Source organism: Methylomonas koyamae, from assembly GCF_001644025.1.
Lineage (GTDB): Bacteria > Pseudomonadota > Gammaproteobacteria > Methylococcales > Methylomonadaceae > Methylomonas > Methylomonas koyamae_A.
Genome location: NZ_LUUK01000021.1, coordinates 1 through 22518 on the forward strand (window position 1 = coordinate 1; position 22518 = coordinate 22518).

23 protein-coding genes and 1 tRNA gene are annotated in these 22518 nt (G+C 54.2%); 14 read left to right on the top strand and 10 right to left on the bottom strand.

From position 1 onward, the window contains the following. A partial coding sequence (locus A1355_RS01915) for a methyl-accepting chemotaxis protein (RefSeq protein WP_231883519.1) occupies positions 1 to 582 on the top strand: 582 nt, incomplete at its 5' end. A 171-nt stretch (positions 583 to 753) separates the two neighbouring features. Beyond that, on the top strand, positions 754 to 2994 hold the full coding sequence (locus A1355_RS01920) for a methyl-accepting chemotaxis protein (protein WP_064024435.1): 2241 nt from the start codon (positions 754 to 756) through the stop codon (positions 2992 to 2994). 288 nt (positions 2995 to 3282) lie between these two features. Here A1355_RS01920 and A1355_RS01925 read toward each other — a convergent pair. Next, positions 3283 to 3358: transfer RNA gene (locus A1355_RS01925), tRNA-Phe, on the bottom strand. 202 nt (positions 3359 to 3560) lie between these two features. Here A1355_RS01925 and A1355_RS01930 point away from each other — a divergent pair. Together A1355_RS01930 and dhaK are read left to right on the top strand one after the other, a co-directional pair. Then, positions 3561 to 4382, top strand: a complete 822-nt coding sequence (locus A1355_RS01930) for an HAD-IIA family hydrolase (RefSeq protein ID WP_064024437.1) — start codon at positions 3561 to 3563, stop codon at positions 4380 to 4382. A gap of 21 nt (positions 4383 to 4403) precedes the next feature. Then, positions 4404 to 5390, top strand: a complete 987-nt coding sequence (gene dhaK, locus A1355_RS01935; protein ID WP_064024487.1) for a dihydroxyacetone kinase subunit DhaK — start codon at positions 4404 to 4406, stop codon at positions 5388 to 5390. Between the two features lie 39 nt (positions 5391 to 5429). Here the strand turns inward: dhaK and dhaL are convergent, their stop codons facing one another. Beyond that, entirely contained in the window at positions 5430 to 6056 is a 627-nt protein-coding gene (dhaL, locus tag A1355_RS01940) for a dihydroxyacetone kinase subunit DhaL (RefSeq protein ID WP_064024439.1), read from the bottom strand. 138 nt (positions 6057 to 6194) lie between these two features. Between dhaL and A1355_RS01945 the strand changes: the two genes are divergently transcribed. Then, on the top strand, positions 6195 to 8003 hold the full coding sequence (locus tag A1355_RS01945; RefSeq protein ID WP_064024441.1) for a putative bifunctional diguanylate cyclase/phosphodiesterase: 1809 nt from the start codon (positions 6195 to 6197) through the stop codon (positions 8001 to 8003). Between the two features lie 4 nt (positions 8004 to 8007). Here A1355_RS01945 and A1355_RS01950 read toward each other — a convergent pair whose 3' ends face one another. Further along, positions 8008 to 8523 carry a hypothetical protein gene (locus A1355_RS01950; RefSeq protein ID WP_231883520.1) on the bottom strand — a complete coding sequence of 172 codons (516 nt, stop codon included), beginning with the start codon at positions 8521 to 8523 and terminating at the stop codon, positions 8008 to 8010. A gap of 434 nt (positions 8524 to 8957) precedes the next feature. Here A1355_RS01950 and A1355_RS01955 point away from each other — a divergent pair, with 434 nt between their 5' ends. The 4 genes from A1355_RS01955 to ilvD all read left to right on the top strand — a co-directional run bounded on the left by A1355_RS01955 (position 8958) and on the right by ilvD (position 13755). After that, positions 8958 to 10130 carry an acetylornithine transaminase gene (locus tag A1355_RS01955; protein WP_064024445.1) on the top strand — a complete coding sequence of 391 codons (1173 nt, stop codon included), beginning with the start codon at positions 8958 to 8960 and terminating at the stop codon, positions 10128 to 10130. Between the two features lie 6 nt (positions 10131 to 10136). Further along, positions 10137 to 11036 (top strand): ornithine carbamoyltransferase, encoded by a 900-nt coding sequence (gene argF, locus A1355_RS01960; RefSeq protein ID WP_064024447.1) that lies wholly within the window; start codon positions 10137 to 10139, stop codon positions 11034 to 11036. Positions 11037 to 11083: 47 nt separating this feature from the next. Next, positions 11084 to 11722, top strand: coding sequence for a TIGR04211 family SH3 domain-containing protein (locus tag A1355_RS01965; protein ID WP_064024449.1), 639 nt, complete (start codon positions 11084 to 11086; stop codon positions 11720 to 11722). A gap of 182 nt (positions 11723 to 11904) precedes the next feature. Continuing rightward, positions 11905 to 13755 (top strand): dihydroxy-acid dehydratase, encoded by a 1851-nt coding sequence (gene ilvD / locus A1355_RS01970; RefSeq protein ID WP_064024451.1) that lies wholly within the window; start codon positions 11905 to 11907, stop codon positions 13753 to 13755. Positions 13756 to 14299: 544 nt separating this feature from the next. Here the strand turns inward: ilvD and A1355_RS01975 are convergent. From A1355_RS01975 to A1355_RS01995, 5 genes are all read right to left on the bottom strand, one after another. Then, positions 14300 to 14869 carry a DUF4276 family protein gene (locus tag A1355_RS01975; protein WP_064024453.1) on the bottom strand — a complete coding sequence of 190 codons (570 nt, stop codon included), beginning with the start codon at positions 14867 to 14869 and terminating at the stop codon, positions 14300 to 14302. Then, positions 14866 to 16053 carry an AAA family ATPase gene (locus tag A1355_RS01980; protein ID WP_064024455.1) on the bottom strand — a complete coding sequence of 396 codons (1188 nt, stop codon included), beginning with the start codon at positions 16051 to 16053 and terminating at the stop codon, positions 14866 to 14868. Before A1355_RS01980 ends, A1355_RS01975 begins: the two co-directional genes overlap by 4 nt. Positions 16054 to 16065: 12 nt before the next feature. Continuing rightward, entirely contained in the window at positions 16066 to 16332 is a 267-nt protein-coding gene (locus A1355_RS01985) for a hypothetical protein (RefSeq protein ID WP_064024457.1), read from the bottom strand. A gap of 220 nt (positions 16333 to 16552) precedes the next feature. Then, positions 16553 to 16783, bottom strand: a complete 231-nt coding sequence (locus A1355_RS26555; protein ID WP_082885303.1) for an integrase core domain-containing protein — start codon at positions 16781 to 16783, stop codon at positions 16553 to 16555. A gap of 26 nt (positions 16784 to 16809) precedes the next feature. After that, entirely contained in the window at positions 16810 to 17001 is a 192-nt protein-coding gene (locus A1355_RS01995) for a hypothetical protein (RefSeq protein ID WP_064024461.1), read from the bottom strand. Between the two features lie 193 nt (positions 17002 to 17194). On the opposite strand from A1355_RS01995, the gene mepA reads away from it, so the two are divergent. Next, entirely contained in the window at positions 17195 to 18052 is an 858-nt protein-coding gene (mepA, locus tag A1355_RS02000; RefSeq protein ID WP_082885304.1) for a penicillin-insensitive murein endopeptidase, read from the top strand. 51 nt (positions 18053 to 18103) lie between these two features. On the opposite strand, the gene A1355_RS02005 is transcribed toward mepA, so the two are convergent. Then, positions 18104 to 18427, bottom strand: a complete 324-nt coding sequence (locus A1355_RS02005; protein WP_157197700.1) for a hypothetical protein — start codon at positions 18425 to 18427, stop codon at positions 18104 to 18106. Positions 18428 to 18517: 90 nt separating this feature from the next. On the opposite strand from A1355_RS02005, the gene A1355_RS24915 reads away from it, so the two are divergent. After that, the gene (locus tag A1355_RS24915) at positions 18518 to 19012 is read left to right on the top strand and encodes a hypothetical protein (RefSeq protein WP_157197701.1); all 495 of its coding nucleotides are present in this window, start codon (positions 18518 to 18520) and stop codon (positions 19010 to 19012) included. A 552-nt stretch (positions 19013 to 19564) separates the two neighbouring features. On the opposite strand, the gene tnpA is transcribed toward A1355_RS24915, so the two are convergent. Continuing rightward, positions 19565 to 19951, bottom strand: a complete 387-nt coding sequence (gene tnpA / locus A1355_RS02010) for an IS200/IS605 family transposase (RefSeq protein WP_064024468.1) — start codon at positions 19949 to 19951, stop codon at positions 19565 to 19567. Between the two features lie 50 nt (positions 19952 to 20001). Here tnpA and A1355_RS02015 point away from each other — a divergent pair, with 50 nt between their 5' ends. From A1355_RS02015 to A1355_RS24925, 3 genes are all read left to right on the top strand, one after another. Further along, complete coding sequence (locus A1355_RS02015; RefSeq protein WP_157197702.1) at positions 20002 to 20886, top strand: hypothetical protein; 885 nt, start codon at positions 20002 to 20004, stop codon at positions 20884 to 20886. A 189-nt stretch (positions 20887 to 21075) separates the two neighbouring features. After that, entirely contained in the window at positions 21076 to 21240 is a 165-nt protein-coding gene (locus A1355_RS24920) for a hypothetical protein (RefSeq protein WP_157197703.1), read from the top strand. A gap of 134 nt (positions 21241 to 21374) precedes the next feature. Further along, a complete protein-coding gene (locus tag A1355_RS24925) occupies positions 21375 to 22496 on the top strand; it encodes a hypothetical protein (protein ID WP_157197704.1) in 1122 nt (373 codons plus the stop codon). Positions 22497 to 22518 lie beyond the last annotated feature (22 nt).

Sequence of the window (22518 nt, forward strand, 5' to 3'; positions counted from 1 at the left end):
ATCGACGACATCGCCTATCAAACCAATATGCTGGCCCTGAACGCCGCTATCGAGGCCGCCAGGGCCGGCGACCACGGCAAAGGCTTCGCGGTAGTCGCCGCCGAGGTGCGCAAACTGGCCGAGCGCAGTCAGATCGCCGCCCAGGAAATCGGCCAATTGGCCGAAACCAGCGTCAGCACCGCCGAAAGCGCCGGCCGCTTGCTGGACGCCATCGTGCCCAGCATCGCCAAAACCTCCGATCTGGTGCAAGAAATCGCCGCCGCTTCCCAGGAACAGTCGGCCGGCGTCAGCCAAGTCAATAACGCGATGAATCAGATGAACCAAATCACCCAGCAAAATGCCGCCGCCAGCGAGGAACTGGCCGCCACCGCCGAGGAAATGACCAGCCAGGCCGAGCAATTGCAAAGTTTGATGAGCTTTTTTAAGATCGCCAGTTCCGGCGGTCGGCATCGTTCAGGCGTTTCTCACGGCGGCCACGCGCATCACGCCAAACCTGGGGTTATCAAACTCGGCCCGACGCCAGCCCGCCACCACGATCCAACGGGCTTGGATCTAGAATTGCAGCATTTCGAGCGATTTTAAAATCCACTGTGGCGCAACGCGCTTAGAGCGCTACCGCCTCGCGGTCCGAATCCGTCCGAGCCGGGCGGTCGGGCGGCGATTTTTAAGCTGTCGGCATCTTGAGCATCTGGGAAATCATCGATTACAACAGGCTAGCAGCAATGCGGACGATGCCGCACATCAGGAGCCAGCATGAACACTGATCCCTTTGCAATCCTAGCCCAGCCTAACGGCAATTTTCAATCCGAACGGCATCGCTTCAGTTTACGCGCGGCGGGGATTCGCTTGCTGTTGCTACTGAGTCTGGTCGGCGCCGCACAAATCACGGTCAGCTTCCGGATTGCCGACAACATTGCCGAGTTCAACAGGCAAGCCGAGCATGCCACCGATGCGGTAGATCGCGCGCATTTGCTTCAGTACCACATTTCGCAAATTCAGCAATATCTAACCGACATCAGTGCGACCGGCGACGAAGATGGCTTCGACGACGCCAAGCGGCATGCCGAGGAAAGCCGGCGTTTGTTGAATGAAATATTATTACTGCTTCCCCAGAGCAATGCCGCCGTAAACGAAATCCGCGAAAAATTGGAGCGTTTTTACGATGTCGGCATCGAAATGGCCCGCGTATATCTTGCCGAAGGCAAGGTAGCCGGCAATCGCGCGATGAAGCAACCGGATACCGGTTTCGACGCTCGATCCAACACACTGATAGAGAGTTTGGACATATTAAGTCGTCCTTTGGAACGGCAAGCCGATTCGGCAAAAAACCAATTGAATATCGAAGTTTCGCAAATGCGGCGGTGGTCGACGGCGCTAAATCTGCTTAGTTTGCTTGCGGTTATTGGTTTATGCCTGCAAGGCTTTCGGCAACTGTGGAACTGCCTCGGCGGCGAGCCTGAAGTCGTCGCTGAATTGGCCAACGGCATCGCCACGGGCGACTTGAATCAATCCGTTAAGCTTCGCGCCAACGACAACTCGAGCGTGATGGCGGCGATGCTGCATATGAGCAACACCATTAAAGCCTTGCTGGCTGCGATGGATCATATGTCCAGCGAACACCAAAAAGGCGATATCGATGTCATGGTGGACACTACCCGATTCAAGGGTGGATTTAAAACCATGGCGCAAGGCGTCAACGAGATGGTGAGCGCCCACATTGCCGTCAAGAAACAAGCCATGGCCTGCATCCAATTATTCGGCGAAGGCAACTTGGATGCGCCGCTGGAACGATTTCCCGGCAAAAAGGCTTTCATCAACGACACTGTCGAACAGTTGCGCGGTAACTTGAAACAAATTGTCGGAGAAATCCGCGACATCGTCTCGGCGGCCAACCGAGGCGACTTTAGCGTCAAGATGGATCTTACCGGTAAAGCCGGTTTCACTAAGGAGTTGTCGGAACTGCTGAATCAGCTTTCCGGAACCGTGGACATCGCCTTCAAGGATACGATTGACGTGGCTGAAGCCATGGAACAAGGCAACCTGACCAAAACCGTCACCCGCCAATATCAAGGCGCATACGATCAGGTCAAGCAAAGCCTCAACAACACCGTCGCCAAGCTCTCCCAAACCATTACAGACGTGGTTTCGGCCGCCGATCAATTAAGCAGCGCCTCCGAACAAATCCAATCCACGTCTCAATCGCTGTCGCAAGCGTCCAGCGAGCAAGCCGCCAGCGTCGAGGAAACCAGCGCCAGCATCGAGGAAATGGCCACCAGCATCGGCCAAAACGCCGAAAACGCCAAGGTCACCGACGGCATGGCCACCAAAGCCTCGCAGGAAGCGGTCGAGGGCGGCGCCGCCGTCAAGCAAACCGTCGAGGCGATGAAAAGCATCGCCGGCAAGATCGGCATCATCGACGACATCGCCTATCAAACCAATATGCTGGCCTTGAACGCCGCCATCGAGGCCGCCAGGGCCGGCGATCACGGCAAAGGGTTCGCGGTGGTGGCCGCCGAGGTACGCAAACTGGCCGAGCGCAGTCAGATCGCCGCCCAGGAGATTGGCCAATTGGCCGAAACCAGCGTCAGCACCGCCGAAAGCGCCGGCCGTTTGCTGGATGCCATCGTGCCCAGCATCGCCAAAACCTCCGCTCTGGTGCAGGCGATCGCCGCCGCCTCCCAGGAACAATCGGCCGGCGTCAGCCAAGTCAATACCGCGATGAATCAGATGAACCAAATCACCCAGCAAAATGCCGCCGCCAGCGAGGAACTGGCTTCCACCGCCGAGGAAATGACCGGTCAGGCCGAGCAATTGCAAAGTTTGATGAGCTTTTTTAAGATCGCCAGTTCCGGCGGCCAACGTCGCGCCGGCACTTCTCACGGCGGCCACGCACCTCACGCCAAACCCACGGCCGCCAAGCGCGGAGCGGCGCCAAGCCGTCGCCACGATGCGACCGGCTTGGCGCCGGAATTGCCGTATTTCGAGCGTTTTTAGAAAGAAATAGCGGGAGGGCGAGCAACAATACGCCCTGCTATTGGCACCCAGCCAGTGGGCTAAATTTGGGCCTCTGGCAGACGCCGACCGGCGACTCCGTTTGGGAAAGCCGCCGGTCGGCTCAAGATTCGTTCCGCAAAAACCGTCATGTACCCTGTCTTCCAGGTGTAAACCAAGTCGTAACATTTCGCGCGGAATCCGGCGTTCGGCAAGGAAAACACCCAGCCGAAACCGGCAGGTCGCAGGAAATAAAAAAGGCCTTGCATTGCTGCAAGGCCTTGGTATTCGTGGTGCCCAAGGACAGAATCGAACTGTCGACACGAGGATTTTCAGTCCTCTGCTCTACCGACTGAGCTACCTGGGCGTCAAGAGCCGCGCATTAAACTAGGTTATCGGCGGCAAGTCAAGAAAAAACGCAGTTCCCAGCTAAACTGGACAGACGAGCAACGATTATGCAATTCTGTGCCGCCACGCGTGCCGCAGCCCCGCCCGGCGTCTCAAGGGCCGAACCATCCCGGTTTGCCAGGCCCCGGCAAATTAAAAAAATTAAAAAGACCGAGACTTTTATGCAAGCATTTACCGACATACGCGCGCTGATCATCGATATGGACGGCGTACTCTGGCACGGCGACCAGCCGCAAGCCGGCCTGACCGACTTTTTCGAAACCTTGCGCGACCTGGCACTGCCGTTTATTTTGGCGACCAACAACGCCAGCATGACCGCCGAACAATACGTCGCCAAATTGGCAAAAATGGGCGTTACGGTGGCCGAGCGTGAAATTCTGACCTCGGGGATGGCCACCGCTTTGTATTTGTCGCAGCGCTACGATCCCCAAACCACCCGCGCCTACGCGATCGGCGGCACCGGCACCTGGAAACCTCTGCAAGATCTGGGCTTTACGCTAACCGGCCTCTACGAAACCGGACCCGACCAACACGCGCATTTGGTGGTTTGCGGCATGGACCGGGAAATCAGTTGGGACAAACTGGCGACCGCGACCCTCAATCTGCGGGCCGGCGCGCATTTCATCGGTACCAACGGCGACATATCGTTGCCGACCGAGCACGGCATTACTCACGGCAACGGCGCGATCCTGGCGGCGCTGACCGCGGCAACCGGCATACAGCCAATGATTATCGGCAAGCCCGAGCCCATCATCTACCGGCAAGCCATCGAGTTACTCGGCGCGCCGCTGGCACAGACCATCGCGATCGGCGACCGGCTAGACACCGACATCCTCGGCGCGGTGCGCACCGGTATTCGCAGCTTGATGGTTCTGACCGGAGTATCCAGCGCAAAAGACGTGGAAGCCACCGACTACGGCCCAACCTGGGTGGTGCCCGATATCCGCGACGTGACCCGGATGTTGCGCGAACTGGCCGCCTGACCAGCAAACCAAGGAGTGACCATGAAAAAGTTCATCGATAGCCCGGACAGCTTGTTGACCACCAGTTTGCGCGGCTTCGCCAAGGCCCACGCCGACATCGTCGACCTGAACGAAACCCCGCATTTCGTGCGTCGCAAGCACCTTAAGCCCGGCAAGGTAGCGCTGATTTCGGGCGGCGGCTCCGGCCACGAGCCCTTGCACAGCGGCTTCGTCGGATTCGGCATGCTGGACGCCGCCTGTCCAGGCCAGGTGTTCACCTCGCCGACGCCGGATCAAATGATCTCCGCCGCTCAGGCCGTCGACGGCGGTGCCGGTGTGTTGTTCATCGTCAAAAATTACGCCGGCGACGTGATGAATTTCGAAATGGCTAGCGAGATGCTGGACCTCCCCAACGCCAGCGTGCTGGTCAACGACGACATTTCCCTGCCCAAGACCCACGCCATTGGTCGACGCGGCGTGGCCGGCACCAGCATCGTCGAGAAAGTCGTCGGCGCGGCGGCCGAGCAAGGCTACGATCTGGCGGCTTGCAAAGCCTTGGGCGAACGGGTCGTTTCGGCCACCGCCTCGCTGGGCGTCGCGCTGACCAGTTGCACGGTACCGGCCTTGGGTCATCCAACCTTTACCCTTGGCGACGACGAAATCGAGATGGGGGTCGGCATCCACGGCGAGCGCGGCCGCGAAACCGTCAAACTGGCCGACGCCAGCCACATCGTCGCCGAATTGACCCAGCATCTATTCGACGAGTTACGGCCGGCCGCCGGCCAAAACGTGCTGTTGCACGTCAACGGCTTCGGCGGTACGCCATTGATCGAATTGCATTTGCTTTACGAGTTGGCTCACGCGCAATGCGGCCGGCGCGGATTGACCGTGCAACGCTCGCTGGTCGGCAATTTCACAACCTCGCTGGACATGGCCGGCGCCTCGCTAACGCTGACCGTGCTGGACGAGGAAATGCTGAAACTGTGGGACGCGCCGGTCAATACCGCCGCGTTGCGCTGGGGCTGTTGAGGAAACGCTGTCAAATCAAGATTCGACGCCCCACCTGAATTAAGCCGTTTTCAACACCCTGGCCACCGCCGCGACGATCAATTGCGCGGTTTTGGCGCCGGCATCGATATGGCCCAGACTACGCTCGCCCAAGAACGACGCCCTGCCCTTGGTCGCCAGCATATCGCGGGTAGCTTCGACGCCGGCCGCCGCGACTTGGCAAAGATGATCCAACAATTCGTCCAGTGATTTGCCGGCTTCGGCATCCTGTTGCAAGGCCAGCGCCACCGGCACCCAAACGTCCAGCATCGTTTTTTCGCCGACATCGGCCTTGCCGCGTTGTTTGACCGCCTCGACGGCGGCCGCGAACGCCGCCGCGAAGCCGGACACAGAGCTATCCCGACTGTGTTTATGCAGCGCAATGAACAAGGTCGCGTACAACGAGCCCGACGCGCCGCCGACCGCCGCCATCACCGTCATGCCGATTTTTTGCCAGGCCGCCGGCCAATCCAGCGGCGCGATCGCGTCGGCCTGCTCGGCCAAGGCCTGCAAGCCGCGTTGCAGGTTGAAAACGTGATCGCCGTCGCCTATCGCCTGATCCAACTCGGTAACAGCCTCGGCGTTGGCAGCGATGTCGGCCTGAACGGCGCGGATCAATGGGGGAAAAATCGCGGGACTGATGGTCATGGGACAACTCCTGCATAGGCAACAACAGGCGCGGAGCATAGCCAAGCCGCCCTCGCCTGTCCAGTCCGCGCCGCGTCATAAAACCGTAACGCCGCCCTCGTATACTGGGCCGTCGTCGCCCCTGCCCATGCGTGCCTCATGCTGTTTCCGATTCATTCCATCGAACTCGCCCTCAACGACGCCCGCAAACATCGGCAAGACCAAACCCTAGACGAAACGCCGGGCCAAACCGCGACGGTCAAACGCCTGCTGAGCCATGTCGAACCGATCGCCTGGAACAGCCGTTGCGTCGATGTGCTCGATCACTTCATCCGCCACGAAGATTTGCCGGCGGTCGCCATCGTTGACGCCGAACAGATGCCGGTCGGCATTATGGACCGGGGCCGGATCATTGAAATTTTTCTGCGGCCGTTCGCCCGCGATTTGCTGTACAAAAAGCGCATCGCCGAAATCATGGACGCCAACCCCATCGTGGTCGACATCAACGCCGGCATCGATGACGTGGCGCGGATCATTATCGATGCCGGGATGCGCCACATGGTTAACGGCTTCATCATTCTGCGCGACGGCGCTTACGCCGGCATGGCGACCGGCCACGCGTTGCTGGAGGAAATCACCCAGCGCAAACAGCGCGATCTGTACTTGCTGGCCCATTACGATCAACTGACCGGCCTACCGAACCGCCTGCTGTTCAAGGACAGGCTGGAGACTGCCTGCCGTGGCGCGCTGCGGGGCGGGCGGATGCTGGGGCTGATTTTCGTCGATTTGGACCGCTTTAAATACATCAACGACAGCCTGGGTCACAGCGTCGGCGACCGCCTGCTGCAAACCGTGGCCGAGCGACTGACCCAGTGCGTCCGCCATAGCGACACCGTGTCGCGGCTAGGCGGCGACGAATTCGTCATTATCTTGCCGAATCTGGATGGCGAAACCGCCGCGACCACCGTTGCCGACCATATCGTCGCCGCGCTGGACCAGCCGATGCCGGTTTACGACCACGCCTTGCAGGTCACCGCCAGCATGGGCATCGTCTTGTATCCGCTGCACGACAGCTCGGCCGAAGGCTTGATCCGCAAGGCCGACGCCGCGATGTACCAAGCCAAGCAACTTGGACGCAATCGCTATGCGCTATACTCCGAACATTTCGACGACGGCTTGCGGGAACGCATGCTACTGGAAGCCGAATTGCGCGGCGCGCTCGGCAACGGTGAATTTTCGTTGCACTATCAACCGCAAATTCAACTGAGCGACCAGCGGGTCGTCGGCGTCGAAGCCTTGTTGCGCTGGCAGCATGCCACGTTGGGCGCGATTTCGCCGGCCGAATTCATTCCGATCGCCGAGGAAACCGGCCAAATTCACGACATAGGCGACTGGGTGCTGCGCCAGGCCTGCCGGCAACATCTGAGCTGGATCGCTGCCGGCCTGCCTGCGCTGCGGATGTCGGTCAATATTTCGGCGAAGCAATTCGAACAGCCCGGTTTCGCGGGACGAGTCGCGCAGTTGATCGCGGAAACCGGCATGATTCCCGAACACCTGGAGCTGGAACTGACCGAGGGCGCGGTGATGACCCACGCCGACCGCGCAGCGCAAACTCTGGGCGAACTGCGGAGCTTGGGGGTCAAACTGGCCATCGACGACTTCGGCACCGGCTATTCCAGTCTGAGTTATCTACGCACCTTCCCGATCAACAAAATCAAAATCGACCAATCGTTTATCCGCGATATCGAAAACACGCCGGCCAACGAAGCTATCGTCAAGGCCATCATCGCGCTGGGCAATAGCCTGGGCCTGGAAACCATCGCCGAGGGCGTTGAAAATCTGGCCGAACTGGAATGCGTTAAAAGCCATCAATGCCACGAAGTACAGGGCTACCACTTCGCCAGACCGTTGGCGCCGGGCGACTTCGTGACTTGGCACCGGGAATTCCTCGGAACTGCGGCGGCGTGAGCAATCAGTCGACCGCGCCGTCGTCCGGATCGCCTTCCACCGGGCGGGGAGCGGGAATTTCGCCGTCGCGGAAGTGGTATTTTTCGCGCAGATAAGCGAACAACCAGGCATAGGTATCGGGCTGGCGTTGGGCGGCCGCGTCCGGCATTTGTTGCAAGCGCTGCCTAACCGCATGCAACGGCAAAAGCAGCAGTTCGATGTCGGCCATCGCCACGAATTTGTTAGGATCGGGCGTGCGACTGTTGAAGATCTTAAACAGTTGATGCTTGTTCAAACCCAGTTGACTGTTGATCTCGTCCTTGAATTCCAGGAATAAGGGCAACAAATCGCTGCCGACACAGGTATCGTCGTGCAACTTATGCAAGCGGTGCAATAAATGATAAACCGCGAAGCGGTACAGCTCGGACTCCCGGACAAACAAGCGCGCCGCCGTCGAGCGCACCGCGATCCGGTCGAAATTGTTCAGCCGTATCGATACGATGTGTTTCTTATCGTCGAGGAGGTAGTCGTTGTCGTTCAATGCAAGTCCCTTGTTGGCGTCTGTTCGAAAACCAACCGCTGAGCCTAAATGCAGACGACTTTAATCCATCAATGTTACAGGTTTATAACAACTCTCATATATCGGACATTTTCGGAGTGCGCTCGCCCGACCGTCCGGCGCTAGAGCGAAGACTAAGCCCATCCACGTATCGACTCCGCTCCGCGCGCCGCAAACGTCGTTGGGAAACCGCTTGGCGACACGCCCCGCGGCCCGCGCCGAACAAAGTCAAAACGACCGATCCGGAACAGATTGCCCCGCTTCGCCCCGCCGCTGCGACTCGCCGCGCCAACCCGGCGCAACCGGCAATTTTCCCGCCCGGCGAATCAGGCATTGCATAGCAGACCTCAAAAAAATATAATCGCGCGCTTTTTTTAAAGAAAACCTCTTTCCATTTGACGATAGCGAATCCGCCCATGACTAGTCACCTGATGCCGACCTATGCTCGCCAATCCGTCACCTTCGCGCGCGGCGAAGGTGCTTGGTTGTGGGACAGTACCGGCCGACGCTATCTCGACGCCGTCGCCGGCATCGCGGTGTGCAGCCTCGGTCACGCCCACCCGGCGGTGGCCGACGCGCTGTGCGCGCAAAGCCGGACCCTGCTGCATACGTCCAACCTATACGGCGTCGGCCTACAAGCTCAGCTGGCCGACCGGCTGGCGGAATTGAGCGGCATGGATAACGTATTTTTCAGCAACTCCGGCGCCGAAGCCAACGAAGCGGCGTTGAAGATCGCCCGCAAATACGGCCACCAAAAAGGCATCGACGAACCGGTGGTGCTGACGATGGAAAAAAGCTTTCACGGCCGGACGATGGGCACGCTGAGCGCGACCGGGAACACCAAGATCAAACAGGGCTTCGCGCCGCTACTGGCCGGATTTCGCCACGTGGCTTACAACGACGTTCCAGCCATCGAAGCCGAGTTGGCGGCGGACGCCAATATCGTTGCGATCATGGTGGAACCGGTGCAGGGCGAAGGCGGCGTCAACATTCCCGCGCCCGACTATCTGAACCGGATACGCGAGCTGTGCGACCGCCACGATCTGCTGATGATACTCGACGAGATCCAGACCGGCGTCGGCCGTACCGGCCGCTTCCTGGCCTATCAACACAACGGTATCTTGCCCGACGTTTGTACGATGGCCAAAGCCTTGGGCAACGGCGTGCCGATCGGCGCCTGTCTGGCGCGCGGCAAGGCGGCCGATGTATTGACGGCCGGCAACCACGGCTCGACCTTCGGCGGCAATCCGCTGGCCTGCGCGGCGGCGTTGGCGGTATTGAACTCGGTCACCGCCGACGGCCTGCTCGATAGCGTCGCCGCCAAGGGCGCGCAAATTCACGCGGCGCTGAGCCAGGCGCTGGCCGGAAATTCGCATGTCGCCGCGATTCGTCACAAAGGTTTGATGATCGGCGTCGAATTGGATCGTCCCTGCGGCGAACTGGTCGGCATGGCTCTCGAACAAGGCGTATTGATCAACGTCACCGCCGACAACACAATACGTTTACTGCCGCCGTTCGTGATCGACGACGCGCAAATCGCCATGCTGACCGGGACTTTGTCGGCACTCATACAGGAATTCAGCAGGTAATCCACGATGCAACCGAGACACTTCACCAGTTTGCTGGATCTGTCCAGCGCCGAACTCCGCGCCCTGATCCACAGAGCCATCGCGCTCAAGCAACACCGCGATCCCGATTACCAGCCGCTGAAAGGCAAAGTGCTGGCGATGATTTTCGAAAAGTCCTCGACCCGCACCCGGATTTCCTTCGAGGCCGGCATGGCCCAGTTCGGCGGCACCGCGCTGTTCTTGTCACCGCGCGATACCCAATTGGGCCGCGGCGAACCACTGGAAGACAGCGCCAGAGTCATTTCCAGCATGGTGGATTGCATCATGCTGCGCACTCACAAACACGAAACCGTCACGACGTTTGCCCAATATTCGCGGGTACCGGTCATCAACGGCTTAACCGACCTGAAGCATCCCTGTCAATTGCTGGCGGACATGCAAACCTACTTCGAGCAACGCGGCGACATCGCCGGCAAAACCGTGACCTGGATCGGCGACGGCAACAATATGTGCCATTCCTATATCAACGCCGCCCGCCAGTTCGACTTCCAATTGCACATCGCCTGCCCGTTCGATTACCGACCGAACCAAGCCATCGTCGATGCCGCCGGCCAACGCGTGGCGTTTTTCGAAAGCCCCGAGCTGGCCGCCGCCGGTGCCGATCTGGTCGTCACCGACGTCTGGGCCAGCATGGGTCAGGAAGAAGAACAAAAGCACCGCGAAGTAGCGTTCAGGGATTTTCAAGTCAACGCCGACGTGATGGCGGCCGCGCATGCCGACGCGCTATTCATGCATTGCTTGCCGGCCCATCGCGGCGAGGAAGTCAGCGCCGAGGTCATCGACGGTCCGCAAAGCGTGGTTTTTCAAGAAGCCGAGAATCGCTTGCACGCCCAAAAGGCCTTGCTGGAATTTCTCATCGGCCGATAATTTCGCTAAAATCGCCGGCTTGCGTTAGACCAACCTTGAGAGCCACTGTGAAAAAAACCCTTGCCTACCTCTCCGCCTGCCTGTTGTTTAGCGGTATCGCCGAAGCTCGAACGGCCTACGTCACCGACAAAGTCGAAGTACCGTTGCGTAGCGGCGAGAGCGAGCGCACCAAAATCGTCAAAATGCTGGAGAACGGCGCATTGGTCACCGTGTTGCAGGAAAGCACCGAGAACGGCTATACCTACATCCAGACCAACAACGGTGCCGAAGGCTTTATTCTTAGCCGCTACCTGACCGGCGAACCCAGCGCGCGCGGCCAGCTCGAAGCCGCCAACAAAAAGTTGGAGGCCTTAACCGAGGAAAACAAACAACTGAAATCGGCGCAGGCCGGCAGCCTGGAAATCGGCAAGGAACGCGACAAACTCAGCGCCGACCTTAGCGAATTGCAACAAACCGCCGCCAATGCGATCCAATTGAAGCAGCAACGCGATCAGCTTCAAGAACGCGTCGTCAGCGTCGAACGCGAACTACAACAGTTAAAACGCGAAAATCAGGCCTTGGCGGACAGTACCAACCAGGATTGGTTTTTGTACGGCGGCGGCCTGTCCTTGTTCGGCGTGCTACTCGGCTTTATTCTGCCCAAACTCAGCTGGCGCCGCCGTTCCAGCGGTTGGGACACGTTTTAATCCATTTTTCCCTCACTCGCCGTTGGCGGGAGAGCATTGAATCAGACGTTGGATGTGCTGAACACCGTGAAGCGCATCGTTGGCAATCGATGCGTTCGTAGATGAGCTTCGCTTCACTCGGCACGTCCTTGATTGTTTTGATTTTATTGGGCTGTTAAGGCCTTTCTTTTTTTGGAACCACCATGCCTAGCTATCGTTCACGCACTACCACCCACGGCCGCAACATGGCCGGCGCCCGCTCGCTGTGGCGCGCCACCGGCATGAAAGACGGCGATTTCGACAAACCGATCATCGCCATCGCCAACTCCTTCACTCAGTTCGTTCCCGGTCACGTCCATTTGAAAGACCTGGGTCAATTGGTGGCGCGCGAGATCGAACTCGCCGGCGGCGTCGCCAAGGAATTCAACACCATCGCCGTCGACGACGGCATCGCGATGGGCCATGACGGCATGCTCTACAGCCTACCCAGCCGCGACTTGATCGCCGACAGCGTCGAGTACATGGTCAATGCCCATTGCGCCGATGCCATCGTCTGCATTTCCAACTGCGACAAGATTACCCCCGGCATGTTGATGGCGGCGATGCGCATCAATATTCCGGTCATCTTCGTGTCCGGCGGCCCGATGGAAGCCGGCAAGACCAAACTGGCCGGATCGGACGACATCAAAAAATTGGATTTAATCGACGCGATGGTGATGGCGGCGGACAGCAAAGTCTCCGACGCCGACTTGGCGGCGGTGGAGCGCTCGGCCTGCCCGACTTGCGGCTCCTGCTCCGGCATGTTCACCGCCAACTCGATGAACTGCCTAACCGAGGCGCTGGGCTTGTCCTTGCCGGGTAACGGCACCGTGGTCGCCACTCACGCCGATCGCGAGCAACTGTTCAAACAAGCCGGCCGCCGCATCGTCGAACTGGCCAAGCAGTATTACGAACAAGGCGACGAATCAGTGTTGCCGCGCTCGGTGGGTTTCAAAGCCTTCGAAAACGCGATTGCCTTGGACATCGCGATGGGCGGCTCGACCAACACCATTCTGCATCTGCTGGCCGTGGCGCAGGAAGCCGGCATTGCTTTCACGATGGCCGACATCGATCGGATGTCCCGCACGGTGCCGCAATTGTGCAAGGTCGCACCCAACACCAACAAATACCACATCGAGGATGTACACCGCGCCGGCGGCATCGTGGCGATTCTGGCCGAGTTGAACCGGGCCGGTAAGCTGCATACCGACGTGCCGACCGTCCACGCCAAAACCCTGGGTGAAGCCCTGGCGCAATGGGACATTGCCGGCAACCCCAACGATGCGGTGAAAACCTTTTATCGCGCCGGTCCCGCCGGCATTCCGTCGCAAGTCGCGTTCAGCCAGGATACCCGTTGGCCCAGCCTGGACACCGACCGCGCCGAAGGCTGCATCCGTTCCTTCGAGCACGCCTTCAGTCAGGAAGGCGGCCTGGCGGTGCTGTACGGCAACATCGCGCTGGACGGTTGCGTCGTCAAAACCGCCGGCGTCGACGACAGCCTGCTGGTGTTCGAAGGCAACGCCCACGTGGTCGAATCGCAAGACGAAGCCGTGGAAAACATCCTGGCCGACAAAGTCGTCGCCGGCGATGTCGTCGTCGTGCGCTACGAAGGCCCCAAAGGCGGCCCCGGCATGCAGGAAATGCTGTATCCGACCAGCTACATCAAATCCAAGGGTCTGGGCAAAGCCTGCGCGCTATTGACCGACGGCCGCTTTTCCGGCGGCACCTCCGGCTTGTCGATCGGCCACTGTTCGCCGGAAGCGGCGGCCGGCGGCGCGATCGGTCTGGTGAAAAACGGCGACCGTATCCGCATCGATATTCCCAATCGGACCATCAATGTGCTGCTGTCCGACGAGGAACTGGCCCAGCGCCGCGCCGAACAAGAGCGACTGGGCTGGAAACCGGCCAAGCCGCGTTCTCGCAAGGTATCGGTCGCCCTAAAGGCCTACGCTCATTTCGCCACCTCGGCCGATAAGGGCGCGGTGCGGGATTTGTCCAAACTCGCGGACGACTGAGCCAACCCTAACCAAGGCAACCCGGCCAACGCAAGTCTGGCGGCCGGGATTCCGCCCCTCGGCAGCAGCCCGTCCGGCTGCGAGCGACGATCGACCGTCGATCAAGCGCTTACCGCGTCCTAGGCCAACAAGTGAGTAGCCAAAATCTTTGCTTTACTTCCTCTGCAACCAGCATCGTTTAAAGGTTATTTGGTTCAGTTCGAACAGGGTTTCGATATAGAAATAGATTTTACCGTTACCGGCCTCCATCTCAATATCGAAATTGACCAGGCACCCGGTTTTCTTGTTGCCCAATATAACATTTGAAATGACCAGATTTTGCCGACGTTACAAGGTGCGAATATCCTCCAACAGCTACACCTGATTGCGCACAATGGCCTCGTTGTACCCCCATTCTCCAATAATCCATCCCGCGATTAGCCTTGGATACTGTAACCAGCGTCAAGTTGATATTTAAAACCACTACTGTAAATTCATTCGGCGAAACGCTCGACTAAAGCATCAACAGCTTGGGATTGGTAATTCTGCTTCACAAATTTGATTTTCATGCGATCATTCCAAGCAGCTTGTCGATACCTGCTAACAATACATTGAAACTATGGGATTGGTTCGATCCATCAATCTTCAAGTGAGGCCCTATATCCCTGGAACCAGAAACTTTTTGATACCTTCCATCTGTCAGTTTAAATAGCTCCTCAGATGCGTTCGAAAGCAAATCAGGCGTACGGAATTTTTTAACATTCTGTTTTTTGGCAAGGTTAGGTATGTTAAGTCCACCTTCAACGGCCTTGAGGTCACCCAAATAAAAACTTTCCAATTCCGCACATGCAATTCTTACGACAGTTGAAGCTCGCTTTCCTGTAGCCATCACTTTCTCAATGAGACGATTTTTAATGATCAGGCAGTCGCCGCTGTCTTTATCGCGCATGACTAAAAAAGCGGAGTTGGGCTGATTCCAACCTTTCAATCGGCGTTCCAACTGCTTTTCCAAATCCTGTTTCCCTTCGAAGATAATAAATTTTACAGTAATCTCAGCGGGCAATAGCCTTGGTAAAATCCCCTTCAACATTTCTGCTGCCGAAGGTTCTTCCAGCAAAAAAACCAGATAACTCATTCAGGATCAACTCCATCAAAAAAACCTTGTTTCCATAGATAACCCATTTGATCGCCATCTCTCATATATGTTGCAATTTGCTCATCTTGAGAGGCCCGTTTTATCTGGGTGTAACCATTTTGTTTTACCAACCAAAACACTTCATCAAGTTGTGTGGCATTCAAAAAATCAGGCGAATGCGTGGAAACAAACACTTGACCACCTCGAAGTGAATAGGCTCTAAACTCTTCGGCCAGCTCCCACAACAACTTTGGATAGAGTTGATTTTCCGGCTCTTCAACGCATAACAATGGATGTGGGGTTGGATCATAAAGAAGCGTTAAATAAGCCAGCATTTTTATGGTACCGTCCGAGACATACCTTGCTAAAAAAGGATCTTCAAAAGCACCGTCTTGAAACTTCAATAACACTCGGCCTTCTTCCGTAGTCTTCGTCTCTACGCTTGTGATACCTGGGACGCGATGTTTAATTTTTGAAATGATTTCGTTAAAAGCACTTTGGTGAAATTGATATAGATACTGGATGAACAGAGATAAATTTTCACCTTCGCGGGATAAATGATCAGCGTAGCCAGCTTCTTGTTCAGGCCGTGCCTTGCTGATATGAAAGTCGGAAACATGCCAGTTTTCAACCAGATTGCCGAGAGCCACCACGGCCGGAAAGCGCTCGAATTGTGCAAGACCTTTAACCGCGAGAATATCGGGTGATTTAAGCGATTGTTCTTCCCGTTTCAATTCGCTAACATCTCGGACAGACTCCAGCTCATTCGTCACCGCAACTCCCTTACCTTGAGAGAAATCCAGGAAGTGCCATGGTTGCCCTCCACTGCCACGCCTATATTTCAATATTTCACGTTCAACTACAGGTTTACCATGCTGTTCGTTTATTTGAAGAAAATAGGTTATCAAGGGACTATCGGGTTTATCTCGAAACTTAATTTCAATTTCAATGGGTTCTTGGCTGTTTCTAGTCCTAACTTCCCTAAAGCCACGATTTCCACCTTGTCTGATCAACGCAGTAGTCACATTGGTGGTAAGAGCATCTTTTAAAAAACCAAAAACGTTAAACAAGGTACTTTTACCTGTCCCGTTGGCACCTACAATCACGCAAAAACTGGGAATATCCAGCATTTCAACATCCTTGAACGCCTTAAAGTTTTTTATCCTCAAGGTCTCGATTTTCATTTATTTTCCTTCTCAGATTGTCTTTAATTTGGGGCTGGGCGAAACCAGTTTGAAGATTTGCTCGACATTGATTTTGACGCTGTCGTTAGTAAAACCCGCATCACGGAACACTTCGCTCAACGACTGACGGGCAGAAAGTTGCTTAACGGAACGTTCGGCAATGCTACCGCCCATATCGAAAAAGGCCACCAAGGAGTTACTATCAGCAAACAGCACCGCTACCTTCTTGTTACCTACATTTACTGGATTGGCCGGCTTGTTATGAATATGGTTTTTCAAATACTATAGTTTTGCATCATCTTATGGACGGATTTTATTCCTTTCGTCCAGTAGGCCGTATATGACAAACGAGTCCACATTTAGGTCACGCTTCCAATCGGGAAAATCCATGTCCGCCAAACTGATTTGGATTCCAATGCTTGCATCGTACGGCATTGATAAGTCGCTCTATTTGTTTAAACAGCACATCCAGAATTCAAAGTTAACTCCCTGCCTTGGTCTAGGCGGCAATCTCGAGGATTGGCATGCCATCGTTATACGCCTGATACGGCGTTTTTCGTTTCAAACTGAAATGTGGTCGTTCGTGGTTGTCCCACTCAAAATAGTCCAGGATTGAAGCTCTGACTTGGTCGACAGAATCGTAAGCATGCCGGTAAATCTGCTCGTACTTGGCAGATCGCCCTAATCGCTCGACACAAACATTATCCCGCCAGGCGCCGCGGCCGTCCATACTACTTAGCGGACAGCCTTGGCTTTTCACGCGTCGACGAGCATCGTCAAAACCGCGAATCCTTTGATCAACCGAATGCAGGTGGTATCCAGCGCCCAGATCTGATTGGTGTGATTGATGGTCACGCCGCGAGGCAAGTAGGGATGGACTTCGTGGCCTGGCGTATCTTGCGAGTATTGGGCTTGCCGCACACTGCTTCGATGCCCATTTTTCGTCATCTAGGTTTTCAGCCGCTTGCGGCCGACCTGGATGCCTTGCAAATTTGTCTGATCCCGTAACTGGCGAGCGCCGATGAACGGGTATATCAAGTGCGGTTGATCCAGGCGCTTCATCATATCCACTACCGTGCCGAAAACCCTTTACCCCGCCGGCTGGTTTAAAATGCCGGGACTGTTTACCGCCGGCTATCTTATGTTCTCGATTCGTGCTTTCCTAACTTTACTATCCGCTGTATCGGTTTTCGCCGCGCCCGCCGTCGCCGGCTCCAGCGCCGCCGACTGGTCAGCGGTCAAAGCGCCTTCGTCGCATCCCGCAGGGAGTTTCAGTATCGGCTCGTATACCAACGGTTGTATCGCCGGCGCGGCAAGCTTGCCGCTCCAAGGGCCGGGTTATCAGGTGATGCGCCTGTCCCGGCAACGCTATTACGGCCATGCCGAACTGATCGGCTTCATCCAAGCGCTCGGCCAAACCGCACGCGACCGCCAGCTTGGCACCTTGTTGATCGGCGATTTGGGACAAGCTCGCGGCGGCCCGACGCTCAGCGGCCACCGTAGCCACCAATCCGGCCTGGACGTGGATATTTGGTTTTTGCTTTCGGCGCAAGCCGACCGGCGCCTATTGTCCGCCGAAGAACGGGAAACCTGGAGCGCGCCGTCGGTGGTCGATATGCGCGCGTATCGCATCGATCGGCGCGCCTGGTCGCCCAAGCACGTTCAAGTCTTGGAAGCGGCGGCGCAACGTCCGGAGGTGGACCGCATTTTCGTGCATCCGGCCGTCAAACAAAATTTGTGCGACGCTAAACTGCCAGGCGCCGGCGGCTGGCTGCGCAAGATTCGGCCTTGGTGGAAGCACGACGATCATTTTCATGTGCGTTTGAAATGCCCTGCCGACAACCCGGCGTGCCAAGGCCAGGAGCCGTTGCCGGCCGGCGACGGCTGCGACGCCAGCCTGGCTTGGTGGTTTACCGAGGAAGCCAAAACGCCGGCGCCAGGCCCGGTTTCCGTCCCGCCGCCGTTACCGGCCTTGTGCGAGCAATTGTTACGGGAATAATTCTGGAAAGAGCGGTTGGCGTATGGATGCCTAATCCCGCTCGCTCTTCGATCAGTAGCGATAGCGAAAATTACACTCGCCGGTCAATCGGCTACTCAACGCATTGTTGTCCACGCCGTACTGATTAACGTCGACCTCGCAACCCAGGTTCACCGGCCGGGGTTTGGATTTCTGCAACGGCAGCAATTCGTCGGCGGTTTGCGACGGCGACTGACCGGCTTGCGCGGCCGCGTCGAACTTCGCCAAGCCGGCTTCGGATAATGTCAGTACCAGTTTATCCGAGCTGTCCGCGTATCCGGGTTCCGCGACGATAAATATCCCGCACACCACACCCAGTAATCCGCACCTTCCATAAAAGACAGTCCACTTCTTCATGGCTACCTCCCGATTTCCGGCGACGCTGTCGGTGCGCCGCCCTACTTCGCGCCGACGCGCATCGCGTCGCCGGCGACCTTCGCCAAGGATTTGGCGATCACCCTTGGACAGCAGGAAAAATGCCAAGTTGCGGAAAGGCTAAGCTCCGACGACGCCGGCATTTCCCAAGCACGAGTAAGTTTAGTCGATTTCCCGAAAAGTGATGCCGATCACAGTTCACGGGGCTTGCGACGATCAACGTCGCCGGATATGCCGCGAGTGCATATTCCGATCAAAACCACCACTGATTCCGGCTTCAAAACCGCCAGGCATTCCGGTCGCAAAGCCGCGACCGGTTCCAATCCAAAGTTGGCCATCGATTACCAAACGATTCTGCCAGAATTGAATGATGGCTTTTGCGAATGGCGAATTGACGCAAACGACCCAAGGCAGAAAATTCGTGTATTTATCTTGAATGTCGGTTTAAAATTTAAATCAGCCATTCAAATAATAAAAGTTGTAGGGTGGATAAGCGAAGCGCCATCCACCTATTTGCGTTCCTATGGTGGATGGCGCTTCGCTTATCCACCCTACGGCCCTGCTTGATCCAATACGTTCGGTATGCAAGGAATAATGTTTCAACCGCATCACGCGACGCACATCGTTCAATAAGCTTGGCGATTTGGTGCTTGACATAAAACACCTACCTGATAAAGTCAGCGGCGAATTTAATACGCAGGCAAGATTGCCTGAATTGGCCGCCAATATCAAGTTATCGAGGCAAACGTGCCTGAAAAGGCGGTTAATATCAGGTTATATGGGCAGATTTGCCTGATAATCAATAGTTAGGCTATAAGGAAAGATACGATGGAATCTAGATGTCTCCAAAAATTTGAGCTTCATTACTTTTTTAGTGATGACTCTCATTCTATGGATGCGTCAGTAAGAAATGATTGTGAAAGGGAGTTATTAGCTCTTTTTAAAGAATGTTCTGAAATCCTCGGCAGTAAATATCCCCCGGCAAAGCCGGGGGCTTTATGTTGTGAACCGCTCAAAGCGGTAAATAGGGTCGCTAACGCGGCCCTTTAACTTTAGCCGCCAATAGGCGGCGACTCATTGCCAAAGGTTCATTTGTTCGATTCGTTGGTCTTCCTGTTCTTAATGACGGATATACTCCCGTATCATCCTTTCGTCCCGGCCCACCGTCGAAACAAAATACCCTCGCGCCCAGAAATGTTGACCGACAAAGTTACGCTTCTTTTCACCATAAACACGGGCCAAGTGAATCGCACTCTTCCCTTTGATGTAGCCAATCACCTGCGACACCGCATATTTCGGTGGAATCGATATCAACATATGCACATGATCCGGCATCAAATGCCCTTCCAATATTCGGCTTTCTTTCTGACTCGCTAACCTTCGAAACACCTCGCCCAAATGCTTGCGCAACGCCCTATACAGCGTTCGGCGACGGCACTTGGGAATAAACACAACGTGATATTTGCACTCCCATTTCGAGTGGCTTAAGCTTTCGTTCTCGTCCATCAGGTTCTCCTCTTGCGTTTGCTTGGCGGCTCACGCTCTCGAGTTTCCTGATGGACTCCTCTAAATGTCAAACTCCTGCTGTCTCCCCGGCTAAGCCGGGGGATTTCTCATTTTTGGTTAAATGCAACGTTGAATCTGAAGCATTTTCTGAAGGAGGGTTAAAGGAAGTATGGAATTTTCTGGGTACTCCACAAGTGGCATTGGTAGTCGCAGTGCTTGCATTAGTCATGTCAAGATATCCGCCAACCGATTCCGAACGTAATGCCGCAGAAGAGAAGTTACTTGAATTACAAACTGAAGAATCTAGGTTAAATATTGAAAAACTTAAACTAGAGCTAAAGAAGCTTAAAGAAGATAAGGAAGATCAAGAGGCATTGGAGATTATATCTGATGAGGTAATTAAAAGTTCAAAGGTTCTTGTAAGAAGATCTAACTTTTATGAGAAAGCAATAAGGTATGAAAAAATTTCAAATGTTTCATACAGTCATCTGGATTCTGAAAATATCCCTGTCAGCCCGTCAATAAATATCGATAGAGACGCATTTAGATTTTTCATAATACACTCAAAGGCATTAAAGTCTATAAATGTTGAAGATGCAATAATTGAAATAGTATCTCCAGTTCTTAAGGCAGGAAATTATAAGTGGAAAGGAATTTATGAGGATGAGGTAATCACATTTGCGATGGCTGATAGCGATTTTCGGTATCAAGTACAATCAAAGCAGGTTGCATTTCAAAATGGCAGTACAATTACTTGTGTCCTTGAAATACAAAGAAAACTCGATGAGACTGGTGAAATTGTTATTACTGGGTATGCTGTAACTACCGTAATAGGTAAATATGATTCGACCCAATCATTGCAAACACCTCAAGGAAAAGTCTATAAACAGGCAAAGAAATATGCAGAATCTCAACAAGATTTATTTGGCAAATAAGCCTAACCATGCGCTTCACCCGACCAAAAACCACTACGCGGTTTTCGTCGGGTGAGCTTGGCGTTAGGAGCAAAAGTGTCAGACGACAATTCGACTTCATTAGTCAATCTTGGAGACTTAGCCAAGCCTGCGGATACTCTAATACTTTGGCGCCGCTGAGCTTCGCGTTAGCTTTCTAGGAGTATTTCCGTGGGTTACGAAGTTCATATAACTCGAAAAGCAGAGTGGTTCGAGGAAGAAGGTCCAGAAATAACCATTGAAGAATGGAAAAACTATGTCGTTTCTGATCCTGAAATGCGACCTAAGCGCGACGGGTTTTTTAACCCCGTTGCAAACGTTTCAAACCAGGTTTAAAAGTGATACAAACGTAAGTAGTGAATGACGGCTTTCGACCCTAAGTTGCCATTCAGCGGATTTTCTTGACCGTCTGATACTTACCGTAAAGTGGACAGTTATCATAAAAAAATAAATCTGGAATTGGATGAATTATGGAATTTGGACTTAGGTATTTAATAATTTCGATAGTATTGATTGGGGGAATGTCCTCTGTTAAGGCTAAAGAGCTAAACACGTCAATTGTTGACGGGCTAGGAAGACCTGTTAGTAATGTTCAGGTTAATATCTACTGGTTAAAAACAATAACTGATGATGATGTCCGCGAAATATCTTTAGCACGATTAAGGTCAGACAAAAATGGACAAATTAAAGGAAGCTATGACGAATTTGCTGCTCCTCATGATGAGCATATATTCTATGGAGTTTCTAAAAAAGGTTATGAGGAATATTCATCATCAAATTATAAATCTCAGTACGTTGTAAAGAGAAAATATAATCCATTTAATTTAAAAACTATTATTAAGCTTTCTGGCGAAAAGCAAATTATCCATCTACGTGAACTTCTAGCGGGAGACTACCCTGATTCACTTCAAAATGAGCCACTTGAAGAACTAGTATTTTCTGAAGAAAAAAAACTAAGACCTGCGTTAAGATCGTTAATAAATGATCCTCACGTTGGTCTAGCGGTAATAAATTTGCTTTCTCTTATTGGAGCTCCAGAGGACTTGCGACTCATTGTCAATAATGCGCCACAACCAAACGATGGAGTTTTAGGTAGTCGCTGGGCGTATCATGTAGTCACAGCTTTAATCGAGCCATCTTCAGATCAAGAATGGGCGTTTTTGCGAGAGTCAGTGCTAAACAAATATAAAGACCGGTGGGTTGAATCTGGAGCGATTCAAACCCTAATGCTGATTGGAGCACCAGTTAGCAGGCAGATTTTAGTTGAAGCCGCATTAAATAATAAAAACCGAACTAAAGACATCCAGCAAGCAATAAACTATATTGATTCAAAACCTGAATCTATTGCAGATGTAAATCTTATTAAAGCAGGAGAAAAAATAGGCAATACATTATATGCTGGAAGATGGAGTAAAAACTCTAAACCCCGTTTTAATAAAAATAAAGATAAGGCTTTAATTGATTGTGAATTCATATTGGGTAGGGATCGGATTAATTACACCGCAACTTTTCATAAGATTGCAGGCGTTTGGCAACTTCATGGTGTTCGGGAAACTTGGCAAGCCCTAATGGCGTATGAAAAAAGCGAATAATTGTAATTATCAAAGTAAGCCA